This is a genomic window from Acidovorax sp. CCYZU-2555 (genome assembly GCF_018413525.1).
Lineage (GTDB): Bacteria > Pseudomonadota > Gammaproteobacteria > Burkholderiales > Burkholderiaceae_C > Comamonas.
In genome coordinates, this window is record NZ_JAHCDD010000048.1 from 1 (window position 1) to 15,604 (window position 15,604).

20 protein-coding genes are annotated in these 15,604 nt (G+C 65.0%); 1 reads left to right on the forward strand and 19 read right to left on the reverse strand.

The window, feature by feature from the left end; translation table 11 throughout:
• The 18 genes from KHY18_RS16840 to KHY18_RS16925 all read right to left on the reverse strand — a co-directional run.
• A partial coding sequence (locus KHY18_RS16840) for a pyridoxal phosphate-dependent aminotransferase (RefSeq protein WP_213302334.1) occupies window positions 1–757 on the reverse strand: 757 nt, incomplete at its 3' end.
• 4 nt (window positions 758–761) lie between these two features.
• On the reverse strand, window positions 762–1,235 hold the full coding sequence (locus tag KHY18_RS16845; RefSeq protein ID WP_213302337.1) for a PIN domain-containing protein: 474 nt from the start codon (window positions 1,233–1,235) through the stop codon (window positions 762–764).
• Window positions 1,232–1,474, reverse strand: a complete 243-nt coding sequence (locus KHY18_RS16850) for a DUF6364 family protein (protein ID WP_213302340.1) — start codon at window positions 1,472–1,474, stop codon at window positions 1,232–1,234. The genes KHY18_RS16845 and KHY18_RS16850 overlap by 4 nt, the downstream gene beginning before the upstream one ends.
• A 138-nt stretch (window positions 1,475–1,612) precedes the next feature.
• Window positions 1,613–2,926 carry a histidinol dehydrogenase gene (gene hisD / locus KHY18_RS16855; RefSeq protein WP_213302343.1) on the reverse strand — a complete coding sequence of 438 codons (1,314 nt, stop codon included), beginning with the start codon at window positions 2,924–2,926 and terminating at the stop codon, window positions 1,613–1,615.
• A 28-nt stretch (window positions 2,927–2,954) separates the two neighbouring features.
• Complete coding sequence (gene hisG / locus KHY18_RS16860) at window positions 2,955–3,605, reverse strand: ATP phosphoribosyltransferase (protein ID WP_213302346.1); 651 nt, start codon at window positions 3,603–3,605, stop codon at window positions 2,955–2,957.
• Window positions 3,605–4,867, reverse strand: coding sequence for a UDP-N-acetylglucosamine 1-carboxyvinyltransferase (murA, locus tag KHY18_RS16865; RefSeq protein ID WP_213302349.1), 1,263 nt, complete (start codon window positions 4,865–4,867; stop codon window positions 3,605–3,607). The genes hisG and murA overlap by 1 nt, the downstream gene beginning before the upstream one ends.
• Window positions 4,868–4,955: 88 nt before the next feature.
• Complete coding sequence (locus KHY18_RS16870; protein ID WP_213302352.1) at window positions 4,956–5,195, reverse strand: BolA family protein; 240 nt, start codon at window positions 5,193–5,195, stop codon at window positions 4,956–4,958.
• 96 nt (window positions 5,196–5,291) lie between these two features.
• Window positions 5,292–6,047 carry an ABC transporter permease gene (locus tag KHY18_RS16875; protein ID WP_213302354.1) on the reverse strand — a complete coding sequence of 252 codons (756 nt, stop codon included), beginning with the start codon at window positions 6,045–6,047 and terminating at the stop codon, window positions 5,292–5,294.
• Window positions 6,044–6,970, reverse strand: a complete 927-nt coding sequence (locus tag KHY18_RS16880) for an ABC transporter ATP-binding protein (protein ID WP_213302355.1) — start codon at window positions 6,968–6,970, stop codon at window positions 6,044–6,046. The genes KHY18_RS16875 and KHY18_RS16880 overlap by 4 nt, the downstream gene beginning before the upstream one ends.
• Window positions 6,971–7,054: 84 nt before the next feature.
• Complete coding sequence (locus KHY18_RS16885) at window positions 7,055–7,345, reverse strand: STAS domain-containing protein (protein WP_213302356.1); 291 nt, start codon at window positions 7,343–7,345, stop codon at window positions 7,055–7,057.
• 11 nt (window positions 7,346–7,356) lie between these two features.
• On the reverse strand, window positions 7,357–7,971 hold the full coding sequence (locus KHY18_RS16890) for an MlaC/ttg2D family ABC transporter substrate-binding protein (protein ID WP_213302357.1): 615 nt from the start codon (window positions 7,969–7,971) through the stop codon (window positions 7,357–7,359).
• Between the two features lie 117 nt (window positions 7,972–8,088).
• Window positions 8,089–8,898, reverse strand: a complete 810-nt coding sequence (locus tag KHY18_RS16895; RefSeq protein ID WP_249729184.1) for an MlaA family lipoprotein — start codon at window positions 8,896–8,898, stop codon at window positions 8,089–8,091.
• Between the two features lie 5 nt (window positions 8,899–8,903).
• Window positions 8,904–9,392, reverse strand: coding sequence for an outer membrane lipid asymmetry maintenance protein MlaD (mlaD, locus tag KHY18_RS16900; protein ID WP_213302360.1), 489 nt, complete (start codon window positions 9,390–9,392; stop codon window positions 8,904–8,906).
• A 31-nt stretch (window positions 9,393–9,423) separates the two neighbouring features.
• Entirely contained in the window at window positions 9,424–10,206 is a 783-nt protein-coding gene (gene mlaE / locus KHY18_RS16905) for a lipid asymmetry maintenance ABC transporter permease subunit MlaE (RefSeq protein ID WP_213302362.1), read from the reverse strand.
• Window positions 10,203–11,015, reverse strand: a complete 813-nt coding sequence (locus KHY18_RS16910) for an ABC transporter ATP-binding protein (RefSeq protein ID WP_213302366.1) — start codon at window positions 11,013–11,015, stop codon at window positions 10,203–10,205. Before KHY18_RS16910 ends, mlaE begins: the two co-directional genes overlap by 4 nt.
• A 135-nt stretch (window positions 11,016–11,150) precedes the next feature.
• Entirely contained in the window at window positions 11,151–11,951 is an 801-nt protein-coding gene (locus KHY18_RS16915; protein WP_283771338.1) for an amino acid ABC transporter ATP-binding protein, read from the reverse strand.
• Window positions 11,932–12,585: an amino acid ABC transporter permease gene (locus KHY18_RS16920; RefSeq protein WP_213302368.1), complete on the reverse strand. Its 654-nt coding sequence runs from the start codon at window positions 12,583–12,585 to the stop codon at window positions 11,932–11,934. Before KHY18_RS16920 ends, KHY18_RS16915 begins: the two co-directional genes overlap by 20 nt.
• Before the next feature lie 81 nt (window positions 12,586–12,666).
• Window positions 12,667–13,467: an amino acid ABC transporter substrate-binding protein gene (locus tag KHY18_RS16925; RefSeq protein WP_213302370.1), complete on the reverse strand. Its 801-nt coding sequence runs from the start codon at window positions 13,465–13,467 to the stop codon at window positions 12,667–12,669.
• Between the two features lie 157 nt (window positions 13,468–13,624).
• On the opposite strand from KHY18_RS16925, the gene KHY18_RS16930 reads away from it, so the two are divergent.
• Window positions 13,625–14,059: a DUF3293 domain-containing protein gene (locus KHY18_RS16930; RefSeq protein ID WP_213302372.1), complete on the forward strand. Its 435-nt coding sequence runs from the start codon at window positions 13,625–13,627 to the stop codon at window positions 14,057–14,059.
• Between the two features lie 55 nt (window positions 14,060–14,114).
• On the opposite strand, the gene KHY18_RS16935 is transcribed toward KHY18_RS16930, so the two are convergent.
• Entirely contained in the window at window positions 14,115–15,590 is a 1,476-nt protein-coding gene (locus KHY18_RS16935) for a glutamate synthase subunit beta (RefSeq protein ID WP_213302374.1), read from the reverse strand.
• Window positions 15,591–15,604 lie beyond the last annotated feature (14 nt).

A 15,604-nucleotide genomic window follows, 5' to 3' on the forward strand; every position in this document is an offset into this window, starting at 1 on the left:
CGATTTCTCCGACCAGGGCCGCGGGGCCGATCAAATAGCCCAGGCGCACGCCCGCCAGGCCGAACTTGCTGAGCGTGCGCATCAGCAGCACATGCGCATTGCGCTCGGGCTCGGCGTGCATGCGCGCGAGCCAGCTGCGGCTGGCGAACGGCTGGTAGGCTTCGTCCATGACCACCAGGCCGCCGTGTTCGCCCGCGGCGTCGATCACGCGCTGCACCACGGCTTCGTCCCAGAGCGTGGCCGTGGGGTTGTTCGGGTAGGCCAGATAGGTGATTGCAGGACGGTGCTCGGCAATCGCCGCGACCATCGCCGCTTCATCGAGTTCGAAATCGGCGTCCAGCGACACGTTGACGAAGTCCAGGCCCTGGAGCTGCGCGCTCATCGGATACATCACGAAGCCCGGCATGGGCGCGAGCAGCTTGGCGCGCTCGCCGGCCTGGGCGCAGGCCAGGGCCAGCAGCGAAATGATTTCATCCGAGCCATTGCCCAACAGGATGGCCGAGCCCGCGGGCGCGCCCGCGTAGTCCATCAGCGCCGTCTTCAGGTCTTCGAGCCGCTCGCCGGGGTAGCGGTTCAGCGGCAAGGCACCGAGGCGCGCGCCCAGCGCGGCCTGCAGTGCGGCGGGCAGACCGAACGGATTTTCCATCGCGTCCATCTTGAGCATGCCGGTCGCGGGCTGCACTACATAGGCATGCATGGCGCGCACGTCGGGGCGGATGCGCTCCAGGGCGCGCGAAAAATTCTGGGGTTGTGTCATGACTTCAGTCCTCTGCCCCGGCGCCAGTCAAGGCCACGATGGGCTGCTGGACGGGATGAATGATCTGCACGCCGCCATACTGCGCGCCGTGCGGCAACTGCAGCGACAGCAGCGTCTCACAGCCGCTGTGCTGGGCCGCGGCCAGCGCCAGGCAATCGCCCCAGGCAAGCTGGTGGCGGGCCTCGACGGCCCAGGCGGTCTCGAACGTCGCGGCATCGATCTGCCATGGCGTCCAGGTTTGATAACGGCGCATGGCCGCACGCGCATCGCCCTGGGGCATGGGCCGCTGGCGCGCGCCGGTCACGGTTTCATAGAACTCGGCGAGCACCTGCGCGCTCACCCGGCCCAGGCGCTCGCGCCACAGGCGGTCCAGCCAGGCCAGCACGGCGGCCTGCGCGGGATCGGCAATATTTTCGGCGCTCACCAGCACCGAGGTGTCGACGAACACCGGCTGGCGCAGCGGGTTGGGCCGGCTCATGCGGAGTCTCCCATGCGCGCAAAGCACACGCTGCGCGCCACGGCGGCGCTGTCATCGGCTTCCCAGGTGCGCTCGTCGGTGCGCCAGGCGAGGTAGGCACGCTCATAAGCGTCTTCGCGGCGCTGCATTTCGGCCAGGAAGTCGCCGACCATGCGAGACACACTGGTGCCGCGCCGCGCGGCTTCGACCCGGGCCCATTCGAGCACGTTGTCGTCCACGGTGATGGTCACGTTCTTCATATGCGCAAGTTTACACGAACTTCGTGTGACACGAAATTCGTGCTTCACGAAGTTCGTGCATTTATGATGGCAGATAAAAAAAGCCACGGCTTATTGCAAGACCGTGGCTTGGATTCGCTCCGGCTTGGAGCGGAAAAATCAGTCCTTCAAGCGCATTTCCGCAGCCCGCGCATGGCCTTGCAGGCCTTCGCCATGGGCCAGCACCGAGGCAATGCGCCCCAGCGTCTGGGCACCCGCTTCGCTGACCTCGATCAGGCTCGAACGTTTCTGGAAGTCATAGACGCCCAGCGGCGAGGAAAAGCGCGCCGTGCCGCTGGTGGGCAGCACGTGGTTGGGGCCGGCGCAGTAGTCGCCCAGCGATTCGCTGGTGTAGGCGCCGAGGAAGATCGCGCCCGCGTGGCGCAGCAGCGGCTCCCAGCGGTGCGGGTCCTGGCTGGAGACTTCGAGATGCTCGGGCGCGATGCGGTTGCTGATCGCGCAGGCTTCTTCCATGTCGCGCGTGAGGATCAGCGCGCCGCGGTCGTTGAGGCTCTTGGCGATGATTTCCGCGCGCGGCATCTCTGGCAGCAGGCGGTCGATTTCGCGCTGCACGGCGTCGAGATAGTCGGCGTCGGGGCTCAGCAGAATGCTTTGCGCGAGTTCGTCGTGCTCGGCCTGGCTGAACAGGTCCATCGCCACCCATTCGGCGGGCGTGCTGCCGTCGGCAATCACCAGGATTTCCGACGGGCCGGCGATCATGTCGATGCCCACGGTGCCGAACACGCGCTTCTTGGCGCTGGCGACATAGGCATTGCCCGGGCCGGTGATCTTGTCGACCTTGGGCACGGTCTGCGTGCCGTAGGCCAGCGCGCCCACGGCCTGGGCGCCGCCGATGGTGAACGCGCGGTGCACGCCGGCCACGTGGGCCGCGGCCAGCACCAGCGCGTTCTTCGCGCCCTGGGGCGTGGGCACGACCATGATGATTTCACCGACACCCGCCACATGGGCCGGAATCGCGTTCATCAGCACGCTCGACGGATACGCGGCCTTGCCGCCGGGCACATAGATGCCTACGCGGTCCAGCGGCGTGACCTTCTGGCCCAGCAGCGTGCCGTCTTCGTCGCGATAGCTCCAGCTTTCGCCGCTGGCCTTCTTCTGCGCCTCATGGTAGCGGCGCACGCGCTCGGCGGCCGCCTGCAGCGCTTCGCGCTGAACATCGGGCAGACCGTCGAACGCGGCCTTGAGTTCTTCGGCCGTGAGTTCGAGCGCCGACATTTGCGCGGCCGCGAGGCCGTCGAAACGCTGCGTGTACTCGAGCACCGCGGCGTCGCCGCGCTTTTGCACGTCGGCCAGGATGTCGGCCACGCGCTGCTCGATGGCCGCATCGGTATCGGCCGACCAATGCAGGCGGGCCTGGAAGGCGGTTTCAAAATCGGCGCTGTCGGTGCGCAGGCGAAGGGGCGTGGCTTTCATTTTTTCCGGCTTCAATGAGGGCGTGGGTTCAGGCCTGGGTCTGGGCCTGCGTGGCGCGCGCGAACACGTCGATCAGGCGGCGCATGGGCGCCTGCTTGAGCTTGAGTGCCGCCTGGTTCACGACCAGGTGCGAGCTGATGTCCATGATGCGTTCGACTTCGACCAGATGGTTGGCCTTGAGCGTATTGCCCGTGGAGACCAGATCGACGATGGCGTCGGCCAGGCCCGTGAGCGGCGCGAGTTCCATGCTGCCGTAGAGCTTGATCATGTCGACGTGCACGCCCTTGCTGGCGAAGAAGTTGCGCGCGATCTCGGTGTACTTGGTCGCGACCTTGAGGCGCGAGCCCTGCTTCACGGCCAGCGCGTAGTCGAAATCGGCGCGCACTGCAACGCTCACGCGGCACTGCGCGATGCGCAGATCCAGCGGCTGGTACAGGCCTTGCGCGCCATGCTCGATCAGCGTGTCCTTGCCGGTCACGCCCAGGTCGGCACCGCCGTACTGCACGTAGGTCGGCACATCGGTGGCACGCACCAGCACCACGCGCAGGTCGGGCTGGTTGGTGGTCAAAATCAGCTTGCGCGATTTTTCGGGATCTTCCAGCACTTCGATGCCGGCGGCGGCCAGCAGCGGCAGGGTTTCTTCAAAGATCCGGCCTTTGGACAGGGCAAGGGTAATCATCAGACTCTTTCAATATCGGCGCCGATCGCGCGCAGCTTGGCTTCCATGCAGTCGTAGCCACGGTCGAGGTGGTAGATGCGGTCGACAACGGTTTCGCCCGTGGCGACCAGGCCGGCGATCACCAGGCTCGCCGAAGCGCGCAGGTCGGTGGCCATCACGGTCGCGCCCGACAGGCGTTCCACGCCTTCGACCAGCGCCACCTTGCCGTCGATCTGGATCTTCGCGCCCAGGCGCACCAGTTCGTTGACATGCATGAAGCGGTTTTCGAAAATCGTTTCGGTCACCGACACCGCGCCATGGGAAATGACGTTCAGCGCCATGAACTGGGCCTGCATGTCGGTGGGGAAGCCCGGGTATTCGGTGGTGCGAAAGCTCTGGCCCTTGAGCCGGCCCTGGGACTGCACGCGCAGGCCATCGGGCAGTTCCTCGATATGCACGCCTGCGTCACGCAGCTTGTCGAGTACCGCGCCGAGGTGGTCGACGCGCGCATGGCGCAGCACCACATCGCCGCCCGTGGCCGCGACGGCGCACAGGAAGGTACCGGTTTCGATGCGGTCGGCGACCACCTGGTGGTCGCAGCCGTGCAGGCGTTCCACGCCCTGGATGGTGATGCGGCTCGTGCCATGGCCCTGGATGCGCGCACCCATCTTGATCAGCATTTCGGCCAGATCGACGATTTCGGGCTCCATCGCCGCGTTCTCGAGCACCGTCTCGCCTTCGGCCAGCGACGCGGCCATCAGGAAGTTCTCGGTGCCGGTCACGGTGACCATGTCGGTCGTGATGCGCGTGCCCTGCAGGCGCGTGCGGCCCGCGGGCAGCTTGGCGATCATGTAGCCATGCTCGACGACGATCTGCGCGCCCATGGCCTGCAGACCCTTGATGTGCTGCTCGACCGGGCGCGAGCCGATGGCGCAGCCGCCGGGCAGCGACACCGTGGCTTCACCGAAGCGCGCCAGCAGCGGGCCCAGCGCGAGCACCGATGCGCGCATGGTCTTGACCAGCTCGTATGGTGCCTCGGGCGTCGACAGGCGGCTGGCGTCGATGCGCACCGAACCGTCGGACGCATGCTCGGCTTCGACGCCCATGTTGCGAATCAGCTTGAGCATGGTCGACACGTCCTGCAGACGCGGCACATTGCGCAGCACCACCGGCTCGTCCGTGAGCAGCGCGGCGCACAGATCGGGCAAGGCGGCGTTCTTGGCGCCGGAAATCGACACTTCGCCGTGCAGCGGATGACCGCCGCGAATCAGGAGTTTGTCCATGGCTGATGAGCCCAAATAAAAGTTGAAACGGCCTTGAGCGCTGGCGCGAAGGCATTGTTCGCAGGCGCGAAGGCGTTGCTTGCAGGCCTCAGGCCTTGTTGGCCCACTCGGCGGGGCTGAAAGTCTTCATCGACAGCGCATGGACCTCATTGGTCTGGATGCGGTCACCCAGGGTGCCGTAGACCAGGCGCTGGCGCTGCAGCGGGCGCTGACCGTCGAACGCGGTGCTGACGATGGTTGCGTACCAGTGACTTCCGTCACCTTCGACTTCCAGGAGTTCACAGGCCAGGCCTGCGCTGATGATGGCTTTGAGTTGGTCGGCAGTCATGTCAGATCTCGCGCAGTCCCGCGGTAGCGGCCTGCGAAGCCCCGGCCACAGGGGCCGGGGTAAGGGGGCAAACAAAAAGAGTCATCGCGAAGCGACTCAGTGGCGAATCTTGTAACCGGTACGCAGCAGATGCACCGCCAGCGCGCTCACGGCAAGCCAGGCACCGCCGACGATGGCCAGGCTGATCCAGGGCGAAACATCGCTCTGGCCGAAGAAACCGTAGCGGAAGCCGTCGATCATGTAGAAGAACGGGTTCAGGTGGCTTACTGTCTGCCAAAACGGCGGCAGCGACTGTATCGAATAGAACACGCCCGACAGGAAGGTCATGGGCATGATCAGGAAATTCTGGAACGCGGCCATCTGGTCGAACTTGTCGGCCCAGAGCCCGGCAATGACGCCCAGCGTGCCCAGCAGCGCGGCGCCCAGCACCACGAACACCAGGATCCAGACCGGCGCGGCGAATTCTGGCACGGCGAAGAACAGCGTGACGATGAACACGCCCAGGCCGACCAGCAGTCCGCGCAGCACCGACGAGCCCACATAGGCCGTGAACCAGGCCCAGTGCGACAGCGGCGTGAGCAGGATGAACACCATCGAGCCCATGATCTTGCTCTGCACGATACTCGAAGAGCTGTTGGCAAAGGCGTTCTGCAGCACGCTCATCATCACCAGGCCGGGAATCAGGAACGCGGTGTAGCTGATGCGGTCATAGACCAGCACCCGGCCTTCGAGCACATGGCCGAACACCAGCAGGTACAGCACGGCCGTGAGCACGGGCGCGGCCACGGTCTGGAAACTGACTTTCCAGAAGCGCAGCACTTCCTTGTAGAACAGGGTCTGCCAGCCTCTCATGCGACGCTCCCGGTGGATGCCTTGGCTTCGCCCATCACATTCAAAAATACATCTTCCAGATCGGCGCGGCGGATTTCCATGTCTTCGATCACCACGCCGGCTTCACGCAGCGCGGAAAGGTAACGCTCGATATCGCCCGCGTCGTGCGCGGGCATCTGCACGATGCGCCCGGTGATGCGCGCTGCCGTGCGCAGGTGTTCCGGCAGGAGGCTGTTGGTCTTGAACTGCAGCACATTGGCCGAGGCCGACTTGAGCAGGTCGGACATGCTCGACAGCTTGACGACTTCGCCCTGCTTGAGCATGGCGACGCGGCTGCACAGCGCTTCGGCCTCTTCGAGGTAATGGGTGGTCAGCAGCACGGTATGGCCTTGCTTGTTGAGCTTGGCGATGAAGTGCCACAAGGTTTGGCGCAACTCGACGTCGACGCCCGCCGTGGGTTCGTCGAGCACGATGATCGGTGGTTTGTGCACCAGCGCCTGCGCGACCAGCACGCGGCGCTTCATGCCGCCCGACAGCTGGCGCATGTTGGCGTCTGCCTTGTCGGTCAGGCCCAGGCTGTGCAGCAGTTCGTCGATCCAGGCGTCGTTGTGCTTGACGCCGAAGTAGCCCGACTGGAAGCGCAGCGCTTCGCGCACATTGAAGAACGGGTCGAACACCAGCTCCTGCGGCACGATGCCCAGCTTGCGCCGCGCCTGGGCGTAGTCGGCCTGGACATCGCTGCCCTGGACCAGCACCTTGCCGCTGTCGGCGCGCGCCAAGCCAGCCAGAATGCTGATCAAGGTGGTCTTGCCTGCCCCGTTGGGCCCGAGCAGGCCGAAGAACTCGCCCTCCTCGATGTCCAGGCTGACGTCATTGAGGGCCCGGAACACGCCCTTGGGCGTGCGGTAGGTCTTGGAGATGGATTGGAATGAGACAGCGGGCATGGGAACTTGGCATTTTAAGCCCGGGCCTGCATTGTTCGCTGCCGGCCCCGACGAAAGCCGCGTGCACCGCCGGTGCGAAGGGTCTCAGGCGGCCTGCGCAGCCGCCGCGGGCGCGAGCAGCGCCTGTACGCCGTAGAGCCTGGCCATGGACTGCAGCCCGGCCGGAAGGCCCGCGACCGCGAGCGATTTGCCCGCTGCCAGCGCCGTGCGCCGGCAGTCGAGCAGCACGGCCAGCGCCGAGGAATCGAAAGTGATCAGCGCCGACGCGTCGATGTCGACCCGGCCCGCGGGCGCGGCGGCGATCTGCGCAGACAGCGCCTGCGCGCAGGCACGCGCCTGCGCATGCGTCAGCTCGGCGGGCAGTTGCAGGTCCATGGCGTCTGGCCTCAGACCTTGTTGCGCGACGCCAGCGCCTGGATCAGGCCATCGATGCCGCGCGCATTGATTTCCTGGGCGAACTGGCTGCGGTAGGTTTCGACCAGCCACACGCCCAGCACGTTCAGGTTGTAGATGCGCCATGCGCCCTGGGCGTTCTGCTCCAGACGATAGTCGAGCTGGATGGGGTCGCCCTTGCCACGCACTTCGGTGCGCACCAGCACGTCCTTGTCACCGGCCGCAGCGCGCATGGGCTTCACGACCACGGTCTGGTCATTGACCTGGGCCAGCGCGCCCGAATAGGTGCGGATCAGCAAGGCTTTGAATTCGGCCTGCAGACGCTGTTTCTGCTCGGGCGTGGCTTCGCGCCACTTCGGGCCGACCGCGGCGGACGTCATGCGCTGGAAGTTCACATGCGGCATGACCACCTTGTCGACCAGTGCGCTGATGCGCGCCACATCGGCGGTTTTGAGCGACGGGTCGTTACGAATGGTTTCGAGCACGTCGGCAGAAACGCGCTTGACCAGTGCATCGGGAGTTTCATCGGCGGCCATTGCCGCCATGGGCAGCGCCGACAGAGCCAGCCAGGCGGCAGCGGTAGTGGCCCAGATACGTCGATTGATCATCGTATTTTCCTTTTTGAAGCGAAGGCCTTGCAGGCCTTGTCGTCTTCGATTGTGCTTGAGCGCGTCAGCAGGTTGATGACGCGCATGTCAAGGGTTGCAAGCAGATGCAAGCGGCGCTCACTCTTCGGGAGGCAGCATGCCGGCGTCGCCGTCATCGCCGAAATCTTCGGTATCGAGGCCGTCGCCCTGCGAGCGCTGGCCGCGCAACTGCAGGTAGACGTCGCGCGTCAGGCTGTACTTGTCGAGCGCCACGGCATCGAGCATGTCGCCGGCCTGCAGCAGGCGTGCGCGCTTGTCGACCAGACCCAGCACCGACAGGCTGTTGCGCGCCGGCACGTCATGCGTGTAACCGAGCAGGTTGCCCTTGATGTCGACCGGAAGGGCCGCGGTGTCGCGCACCGTCGAAGGGCCCAGCAGCGGCAGCACCACATAAGGGCCGGTGGGCACGCCCCAGCGCCCCAGCGTCAGGCCGAAGTCCTGGGGACTGCGCTGCAGCCCCATCTCGCTGGCCACATCGAACAGTCCGCCGATACCGAACACCGTGTTGACGCTGAAGCGCACGATGCTGTAGTAAGCGCCTTCGCCCTTGGCCTGGGCCAGGTTGTTGATGAACGACCAGGCGTCGCCGAGGTTGGCGAAGAAGTTGCCGACACCGTCACGCGCGACGGCGGGCGTGACATCGCGGTACAGCGTGGCCACGGGCTTGAGCACCGCGTCGTCGAGCGCGGTGTTGAAGCCGTAGATGCTGCGGTTGAATGACTCGAACGGGTCGGCAGGGTTGGAAGCCTTGGTGGGCGTCGCTGCGTCAGCCGTGGCCTGGGGATCGGTCGTGGTCGCACAGCCGGTCAGCGCGAGCGTCAGCACCAGCGCGGCAAGGCCGCCCGGCCCGACGGAAAATTGTGTGCGGGGCAGGCCCGCGAAGTTCATTGTGGTCATTGTTTTTCCGGTGCAGGAGCGCTGGAGCCACCATCTTCCGCCTTGTTGTAAAGGAACTGTCCAATGAGGTTTTCCAGCACCACGGCCGATTGGGTGGCGATGATGCGGTCGCCGGGAGCGAGCACGGCTTCATCGGCACCGGCCTCGATGCCGATGTATTGATCGCCCAGCAGTCCGCTGGTCAGGATCTTCAGGGAGCTGTCCTTGGGAAAGCTGTATTGCTTTTCCAGCGCCAGGTTGACGCTGGCCTGGAAGGTCTTGTCGTCGAACGTGATCGACTGCACGCGGCCCACGACCACGCCGGCGCTGCGTACCGCGGCCTTGGGCTTGAGCCCGCCGATGTTGTCGAAACGCGCGCTCACGGGATAGGTCTGCTGAAAGCTCAGGCTCAGCAGATTGGCCGACTGCAAGGCCAAGAACACCAGGGCCGCTGCGCCGAGCAGAACAAACAAGCCCACCCACACGTCACTTTTAGATTGCTGCATGAATCTTCCTCTCACCCACCTGGTGGGAGCATCAAATACTGAACATCGTCGCGGTGAGCAGGAAGTCCAGCCCCAAGATGGCCAGCGAGGCCATCACCACGGTGCGCGTTGTCGCGCGGGAAACACCTTCGGGCGTCGGCTTGGCCAGATAACCCTGCAGCAGCGCCACGAAGGTCACCGCCACGCCGAACACCAGACTCTTGAGAACGCCATTGCCCAGATCGGCCCACCAGTCGACGCCCTGTTGCATCTGGCCCCAGAAAGCACCGCCGTCCACGCCGATCATCAGCACGCCGACAATCCAGCCGCCGATCACGCCGACGGCGCTGAACACCGCGGCCAGCAAAGGCAGCACGATCACGCCGGCCCAGAAGCGCGGCGCGAGAATGCGGCGCACCGGGTCGACGGCCATCATTTCCATGGCGCTGAGCTGCTCGCCGGCTTTCATCAAGCCGATTTCCGCCGTGAGCGCCGTACCCGCGCGCCCGGCAAACAGCAGCGCCGTGACCACGGGTCCCAGCTCGCGCACCAGCGACAGCGCCACCAGCAGGCCCAGCGCTTCGGCCGAACCGTAGCGCTGCAGCGTGTAATAGCCTTGCAGGCCCAGCACGAAGCCGACGAACAGGCCCGACACGCCGATGATGGCCAGCGAGTAGTTGCCGAGAAAGTGGATCTGGTCGCCCATCAGCCGCGGCCGGCGCAGCGTCGCGCCCAGCAGGCCTATGAGTCGCAGCAGCAGGCGCGTGGCCTGGCCTATCGCCGTGCAGTGCTCGCGTGCGGCGCGGCCTATGCGCGCGGGGTGCAGGCGGTTCATGCGCGACCTCCGGGGCCGAAGTCCTGGGCCGCATCGGGGCCCGGATAGTGGAAAGGCACGGGACCGGTGGCGCGCGCATGCACGAACTGGTCGACCAGCGGGTCGGTGCTGGCCATGACTTCGGCCGGCGTGCCCTGGGCCGCGACACAGGCCGGGCCGAGAATGATCACATGGTCGGCGACCTGGAAAGTCTCGAAGACGTCGTGCGACACCAGCACCGTGGTCAGGCCCATCGCGTCGTTGAGCTCGCGAATCAGGTGCGCGGCCGTGCCCAGCGCGATCGGGTCCAGGCCGGCGAAAGGCTCGTCGTACATGATGAGTTCGGGGTCCAGCGCGATCGCGCGCGCCAGCGCCACGCGCCGCGCCATGCCGCCCGAGATTTCGCTGGGCATGAGGGCGCGCGCGCCGCGCAGGCCCACGGCATGCAGCTTCATGAGCACGATGTCGCGCACCAGCGCTTCGGGCAGATCGGTGTGCTCGCGCAGCGCGAACGCCACGTTGTCGAACACGCTCATGTCGGTGAACAGCGCGCCGAACTGGAACAGCATGCCCATGCGCCGGCGCGCCGCATAGAGCTGCGCCTGGTTCATGCCGCCTATGTCCTTGCCGTCGAACAGCACCTGGCCCTGCTGGGCGCGCTGCTGTCCGCCGATCAGCCGCAGCACGGTGGTCTTGCCACCGCCCGAGGCTCCCATCAGCGCCGTGACCTTGCCGCGCGGTATCTGCAAACTCAGGTCGCGCAGGATCACCCGCTCACCATAACCAAAAGTTACGTTGCGCAGTTCGACCAGGGGCGCGGGTGCTGTCATGGACCTACGGCTCCTACAGGAAAAAACAAATATGCATCACGGAAGTGATGTTAAACGATTACATACATTCATGTATGTTTGCTGACACTAACCCCCCGACGATCCATGGTTGTGGATGCGGGCTCGGGGATGCGGTCAAAGCATATTGTGCAGAAATGCCTGGGTGCGTGCGTGTTTTGGCTGCGCAAAGAATTCCGCGGCCGGGCCCGACTCGATCAGCTCGCCGCGGTCCATGAACGCCACGCGGTGCGCGACTTCGCGCGCAAAGCCCATTTCGTGGGTCACCACGAGCATGGTCATGTTCTCCTGGGCGAGTTCGCGCATGGTGCGCAGCACTTCGCCCGTGAGTTCGGGGTCCAGCGCCGACGTGGGTTCATCGAACAACAGGATGTCGGGCTCCATGGCCAGGGCGCGAGCGATGGCCACGCGCTGCTTTTGCCCGCCCGACAGACGAGCCGGGTAGCTGTCGCGTTTTTCCAACAGACCGACTTTTTGCAGCAGCGCTTCGGCCCGGGGCACGATCTGGCCGCGCGCCAGACCTTTGACGACCATGGGCGCCTCGATCACGTTCTCGAGCACCGTGAGGTGGGGGAACAGATTGAACGACTGGAACACCATGCCCATCTTGCGGCCGATGTGGCGGATCTGCGCGTCGGGCACATAGCTGCAGACGCCCGCGGCACTGGTCTCGGCCAGCAGCTCGCCTTCGATGTGGATGTGACCGCTGTCTATGGTTTCGAGATGGTTGAGGCAGCGCAGAAAGGTGCTCTTGCCCGAACCCGAAGGGCCGATCACGGCCACCACTTCGCCGCGCAGCAGGTCGAGCGACACATTGCGCAGCACCGGCAGGCCGTTGAAGCCCTTGCAGATGTCGCGCGCGCTGATCATCACGTCACTGCCTGGCGCCGCCGTCTTCTCAAGCGTCGTATTTGGCATAGCGTTTCTCCAGGTACTGGAAGCCCCAGGTCAGCACCAGGGTCATGACAAGATAAAAGCACGCGGCCACGATGAACGGCGTGGTGGTGAAATCGCGCTGCACGATGCCGCGCGCCGCGCGCAACAGGTCGTTGAGCGCGAGCACGTAGATCAGCGAGGTGTCCTTGACCAGGGTGATGGTCTCGTTGCTCATGGGCGGCAGAATGCGCGGCCAGATCTGCGGCAGCACGATGCGGCGCATGGTCTGGCCGTAGGTCAGGCCCAGCACTTTCGCGCCTTCGTACTGGCCGCGGTCTATCGACTGGATGCCCGCACGGAAGATTTCCGCGAAGTAGGCAGCGTAATTGAGCGAGAAAGCGACAACGGCAGCCGGAAAGTCGTCAAAGCGAACGCCGATCACGGGCACGAACGGCAGCGCGAAGTAGATGAACAGCATCTGCAGCATCAGCGGCGTGCCGCGCATCAGCCAGATATAGCCGTTGACCAGCCGCGCCAGCGCGCGAAAGCGCGACACGCGCGCCAAGGCCAGCGCCAGCCCCAGCGGCACCGCCAGGACCAGCGTCACCACGAACAGCTTCAGTGTGACCAGCGCCCCCTGGGACAGCGGCCCCAGAAGGGAGAGAACGTATTCCATGCAATTGCCTTGTGGTCCAGAAACGCAAAACACCGGCAGGCCTGTGACGGCGCAGCCGGTGCGAAGCGCTGGACAGTCTGCTTACTTGATGATGTCCTTGCCAAACCACTTGGTGGCGATTTCAGCGGCCTTGCCGTCCTTCTTCATCTCGGCCATCGAAGCTTCGAGCTTGGTCAGCAGCTCCGTGTCTTCCTTGCGCAGGCCCACGCCGTATTCCTCGACGCCGAAGTTCTCTTCGAGCACGCGGTACTCCTCGGCCTTCTTCGCGACGTGGAAGCGGCCCACGACTTCATCGACCACGACGGCATCGAGGCGGCCGGCGGACAGGTCCATCAGCGCGGTGATGTTGTCGCCAAAAGTCTTCAATTGCTTGAAGCTGCCGGCCACGGCTTCGTCCTTCTTGATCGCGTCGACAGCCGAGCTGCCGTCCTGCGCGCCCACGACCTTGCCGGCCAGATCGGCCTTGGTCTTGATGCCGCCGTTGGCCAGCACCACGATGATCTGGTGGTTTTCCATGTACGGCGCGGAGAAGGCGATCTTTTCCTTGCGCTGCTCGGTGATGGTCAAGCCGTTCCACAGCATGTCGACACGCTTGCCCGCGAGTTCGGCTTCCTTGGCGCTCCAGTCGATGGGCTTGAACTCCATGTCGAGGCCCATGCGCTTGCCGGCTTCGCGTGCCAGGTCGATGTCGAAACCGACCAGCTCGTTCTTCTCGTCACGGAAACCCATGGGCGGGAAGTTGTCGTCCAGGCCGACCACGACTTTGGTCACGGCAGCAGCCGGCGCCGGCGCTGCATCGGCAGCGGGCTTGGGCTCATTCTTGCCACAGGCGGCCAAAATGGCGCTCAGGACCAGCATCGCGACGAGATTACGTTTTTTCATGGCGGTAAAAATGAGGAAACACGGCAAAAGCAGCAGGCGAAAGACGCGCAATGCGCCTGCCGACATGCAAGGGAGGCGGCTATTGTCGCCCAGACCTGCGTAAAACGCATAAGAGTGCGTCAAACCTCCCCTGGCTTCACTTGTGTTTTCAACCACCATGCCACCATCTGACCGCTTCTTCATGGATCCCGCATTGATCAAGGCCTACCAGGAGACCGATTACATCGTTCACGCCAGGCCGGACTTCGTGCTGCACATAGACCAGCCCAGCGCTGCGCTCGCGGCCTGGTATGCACATCAGCGCACTGCCGCAGCCTGCGTGATCACGGCCTGGAATCCCTTGAGCCAGTCTTTGTCCGATGCCGAGAACCAGGCACGCCAATCCCGGCTGGAGCAGGAATTGCAACAGGCCGGCTGGCATTGGCTCCCTGCGCTGGGCGCGCACCCGCACAACGGCTGGCCGCCAGAAGTCGGCTGCTTTGTCGAAGGAATGGGCGAAGAAGCGGCGCGCGAATGGGGGCGCAGGCACGGACAGAACGCAGTGGTCTGGTGCGGGGAAGATGCCATACCGCGCCTGTTGATGCGGCGCTGAAACCCAAAAAAAGGCGCCCCCTCGCGGAAGCGCCTCTTGGCGGGGCCTAAGTGGCTCAGCGTGGCAGCGTGCTCTTGCCCATCAGGAAAGCATCGACAGCGCGTGCAGCCTGGCGGCCTTCGCGGATCGCCCAGACGACCAGCGACTGGCCGCGGCGCATGTCGCCGGCGGCGAACAGCTTGGGCACGCTGGTGGCGTAGCCGACGGCCGCGTCGGTCGTGGCCTTGGCGTTGCCGCGCTGGTCCTTCTCGACACCAAAGGCTTCGAGGATGGAGGCCACGGGGCTCACAAAGCCCATGGCCAGGAACACCAGGTCGGCCTTGAGGATCTGCTCGGAGCCCGGAACTTCGGCCATCTTGCCGTCCTTCCACTCCAGGCGCACGGTCTTGACGCCCGTGAGTTGGCCCTTTTCACCGATGAATTCCTTGGTGCCGATGGCGAACTCGCGCTCGCAGCCTTCGTCATGGCTCGACGAGGTACGCAGCTTGTAGGGCCAGTAAGGCCAGACCAGCGGCTTGTTCTCCTGCTCGGGCGGCATGGGCATCAGTTCGAACTGGGTCACGTTCACGGCGCCATGGCGGTTCGAGGTACCGACGCAATCGCTGCCGGTATCGCCGCCACCGATCACGATGACGGTCTTGCCGTCGGCGCGGATCTGGTTCTTCAGCTTGTCGCCGGCGTTGACCTTGTTCTGCTGGGGCAGGAACTCCATGGCGAAATGCACGCCATTGAGTTCGCGGCCCGGCACGGGCAGGTCACGCGACTGCTCGGCCCCGCCGGACAGCAGCACGGCGTCGAATTCGGCCATCAGCTGTTCGGGGGACACGGTTTCCTTGGCCCAGTTGGTGACCTTGGAATCCTTGCCCAGGCCTTCGGCACCCGCGACCAGCACGCCGCAGCGGATGGTCACGCCTTCGGCTTCGAGCTGCTTGGCGCGCAGGTCGATGTGCGACTTTTCCATCTTGAAGTCGGGAATGCCGTAGCGCAGCAGGCCGCCGATGCGGTCGTTCTTCTCGAACAGCGTGACCGAATGGCCGGCACGCGCCAGCTGCTGGGCCGCGGCCATGCCGGCCGGGCCCGCGCCGATCACGGCCACGGTCTTGCCGGTCTTCACGGTCGCCGGCAGGGGCTTGACCCAGCCTTCGGCCCAGGCGCGGTCGATGATCGCGTGCTCGATGCTCTTGATGCCGATAGGCGCGGCGTTGATGTTCACCACGCAGGCGGCTTCGCAGGGCGCGGGGCAGATGCGGCCGGTGAACTCGGGGAAGTTGTTGGTGCTGTGCAGCACCTTGATCGCGTTCTCCCAGTCGCCGCGATACACCAGATCATTGAAGTCCGGAATGATGTTGTTGACCGGGCAGCCGTTGTTGCAGAACGGCGTGCCGCAGTCCATGCAGCGCGCGCCCTGCACCTTCGCCTGCTCGGGCGTCAGGGCGATGACGAACTCTTTGTAGTTCTTGAGGCGCTCGGCGACGGGCTTGTAGCCTTCTTCGATGCGCTCGTACTCCAGAAAACCGGTGGCTTTTCCCATGATGAAACTGTCCT

Coding starts and splice junctions, on each gene's coding strand:
- KHY18_RS16910 (WP_213302366.1), bottom strand. CDS start 11,015: ATGACAGCACCCGCGCCCCTGGTCGAACTGCGCAACGTAACTTTTGGT.
- KHY18_RS16880 (WP_213302355.1), bottom strand. CDS start 6,970: ATGCCCGCTGTCTCATTCCAATCCATCTCCAAGACCTACCGCACGCCC.
- KHY18_RS16870 (WP_213302352.1), bottom strand. CDS start 5,195: ATGACTGCCGACCAACTCAAAGCCATCATCAGCGCAGGCCTGGCCTGT.
- KHY18_RS16875 (WP_213302354.1), bottom strand. CDS start 6,047: ATGAGAGGCTGGCAGACCCTGTTCTACAAGGAAGTGCTGCGCTTCTGG.
- KHY18_RS16850 (WP_213302340.1), bottom strand. CDS start 1,474: ATGAAGAACGTGACCATCACCGTGGACGACAACGTGCTCGAATGGGCC.
- KHY18_RS16845 (WP_213302337.1), bottom strand. CDS start 1,235: ATGAGCCGGCCCAACCCGCTGCGCCAGCCGGTGTTCGTCGACACCTCG.
- mlaD (WP_213302360.1), bottom strand. CDS start 9,392: ATGCAGCAATCTAAAAGTGACGTGTGGGTGGGCTTGTTTGTTCTGCTC.
- KHY18_RS16935 (WP_213302374.1), bottom strand. CDS start 15,590: ATGGGAAAAGCCACCGGTTTTCTGGAGTACGAGCGCATCGAAGAAGGC.
- KHY18_RS16930 (WP_213302372.1), top strand. CDS start 13,625: ATGCCACCATCTGACCGCTTCTTCATGGATCCCGCATTGATCAAGGCC.
- KHY18_RS16890 (WP_213302357.1), bottom strand. CDS start 7,971: ATGATCAATCGACGTATCTGGGCCACTACCGCTGCCGCCTGGCTGGCT.
- KHY18_RS16920 (WP_213302368.1), bottom strand. CDS start 12,585: ATGGAATACGTTCTCTCCCTTCTGGGGCCGCTGTCCCAGGGGGCGCTG.
- KHY18_RS16895 (WP_249729184.1), bottom strand. CDS start 8,898: ATGAACTTCGCGGGCCTGCCCCGCACACAATTTTCCGTCGGGCCGGGC.
- KHY18_RS16925 (WP_213302370.1), bottom strand. CDS start 13,467: ATGAAAAAACGTAATCTCGTCGCGATGCTGGTCCTGAGCGCCATTTTG.
- murA (WP_213302349.1), bottom strand. CDS start 4,867: ATGGACAAACTCCTGATTCGCGGCGGTCATCCGCTGCACGGCGAAGTG.
- hisD (WP_213302343.1), bottom strand. CDS start 2,926: ATGAAAGCCACGCCCCTTCGCCTGCGCACCGACAGCGCCGATTTTGAA.
- hisG (WP_213302346.1), bottom strand. CDS start 3,605: ATGATTACCCTTGCCCTGTCCAAAGGCCGGATCTTTGAAGAAACCCTG.
- mlaE (WP_213302362.1), bottom strand. CDS start 10,206: ATGAACCGCCTGCACCCCGCGCGCATAGGCCGCGCCGCACGCGAGCAC.
- KHY18_RS16885 (WP_213302356.1), bottom strand. CDS start 7,345: ATGGACCTGCAACTGCCCGCCGAGCTGACGCATGCGCAGGCGCGTGCC.
- KHY18_RS16915 (WP_283771338.1), bottom strand. CDS start 11,951: ATGCCAAATACGACGCTTGAGAAGACGGCGGCGCCAGGCAGTGACGTG.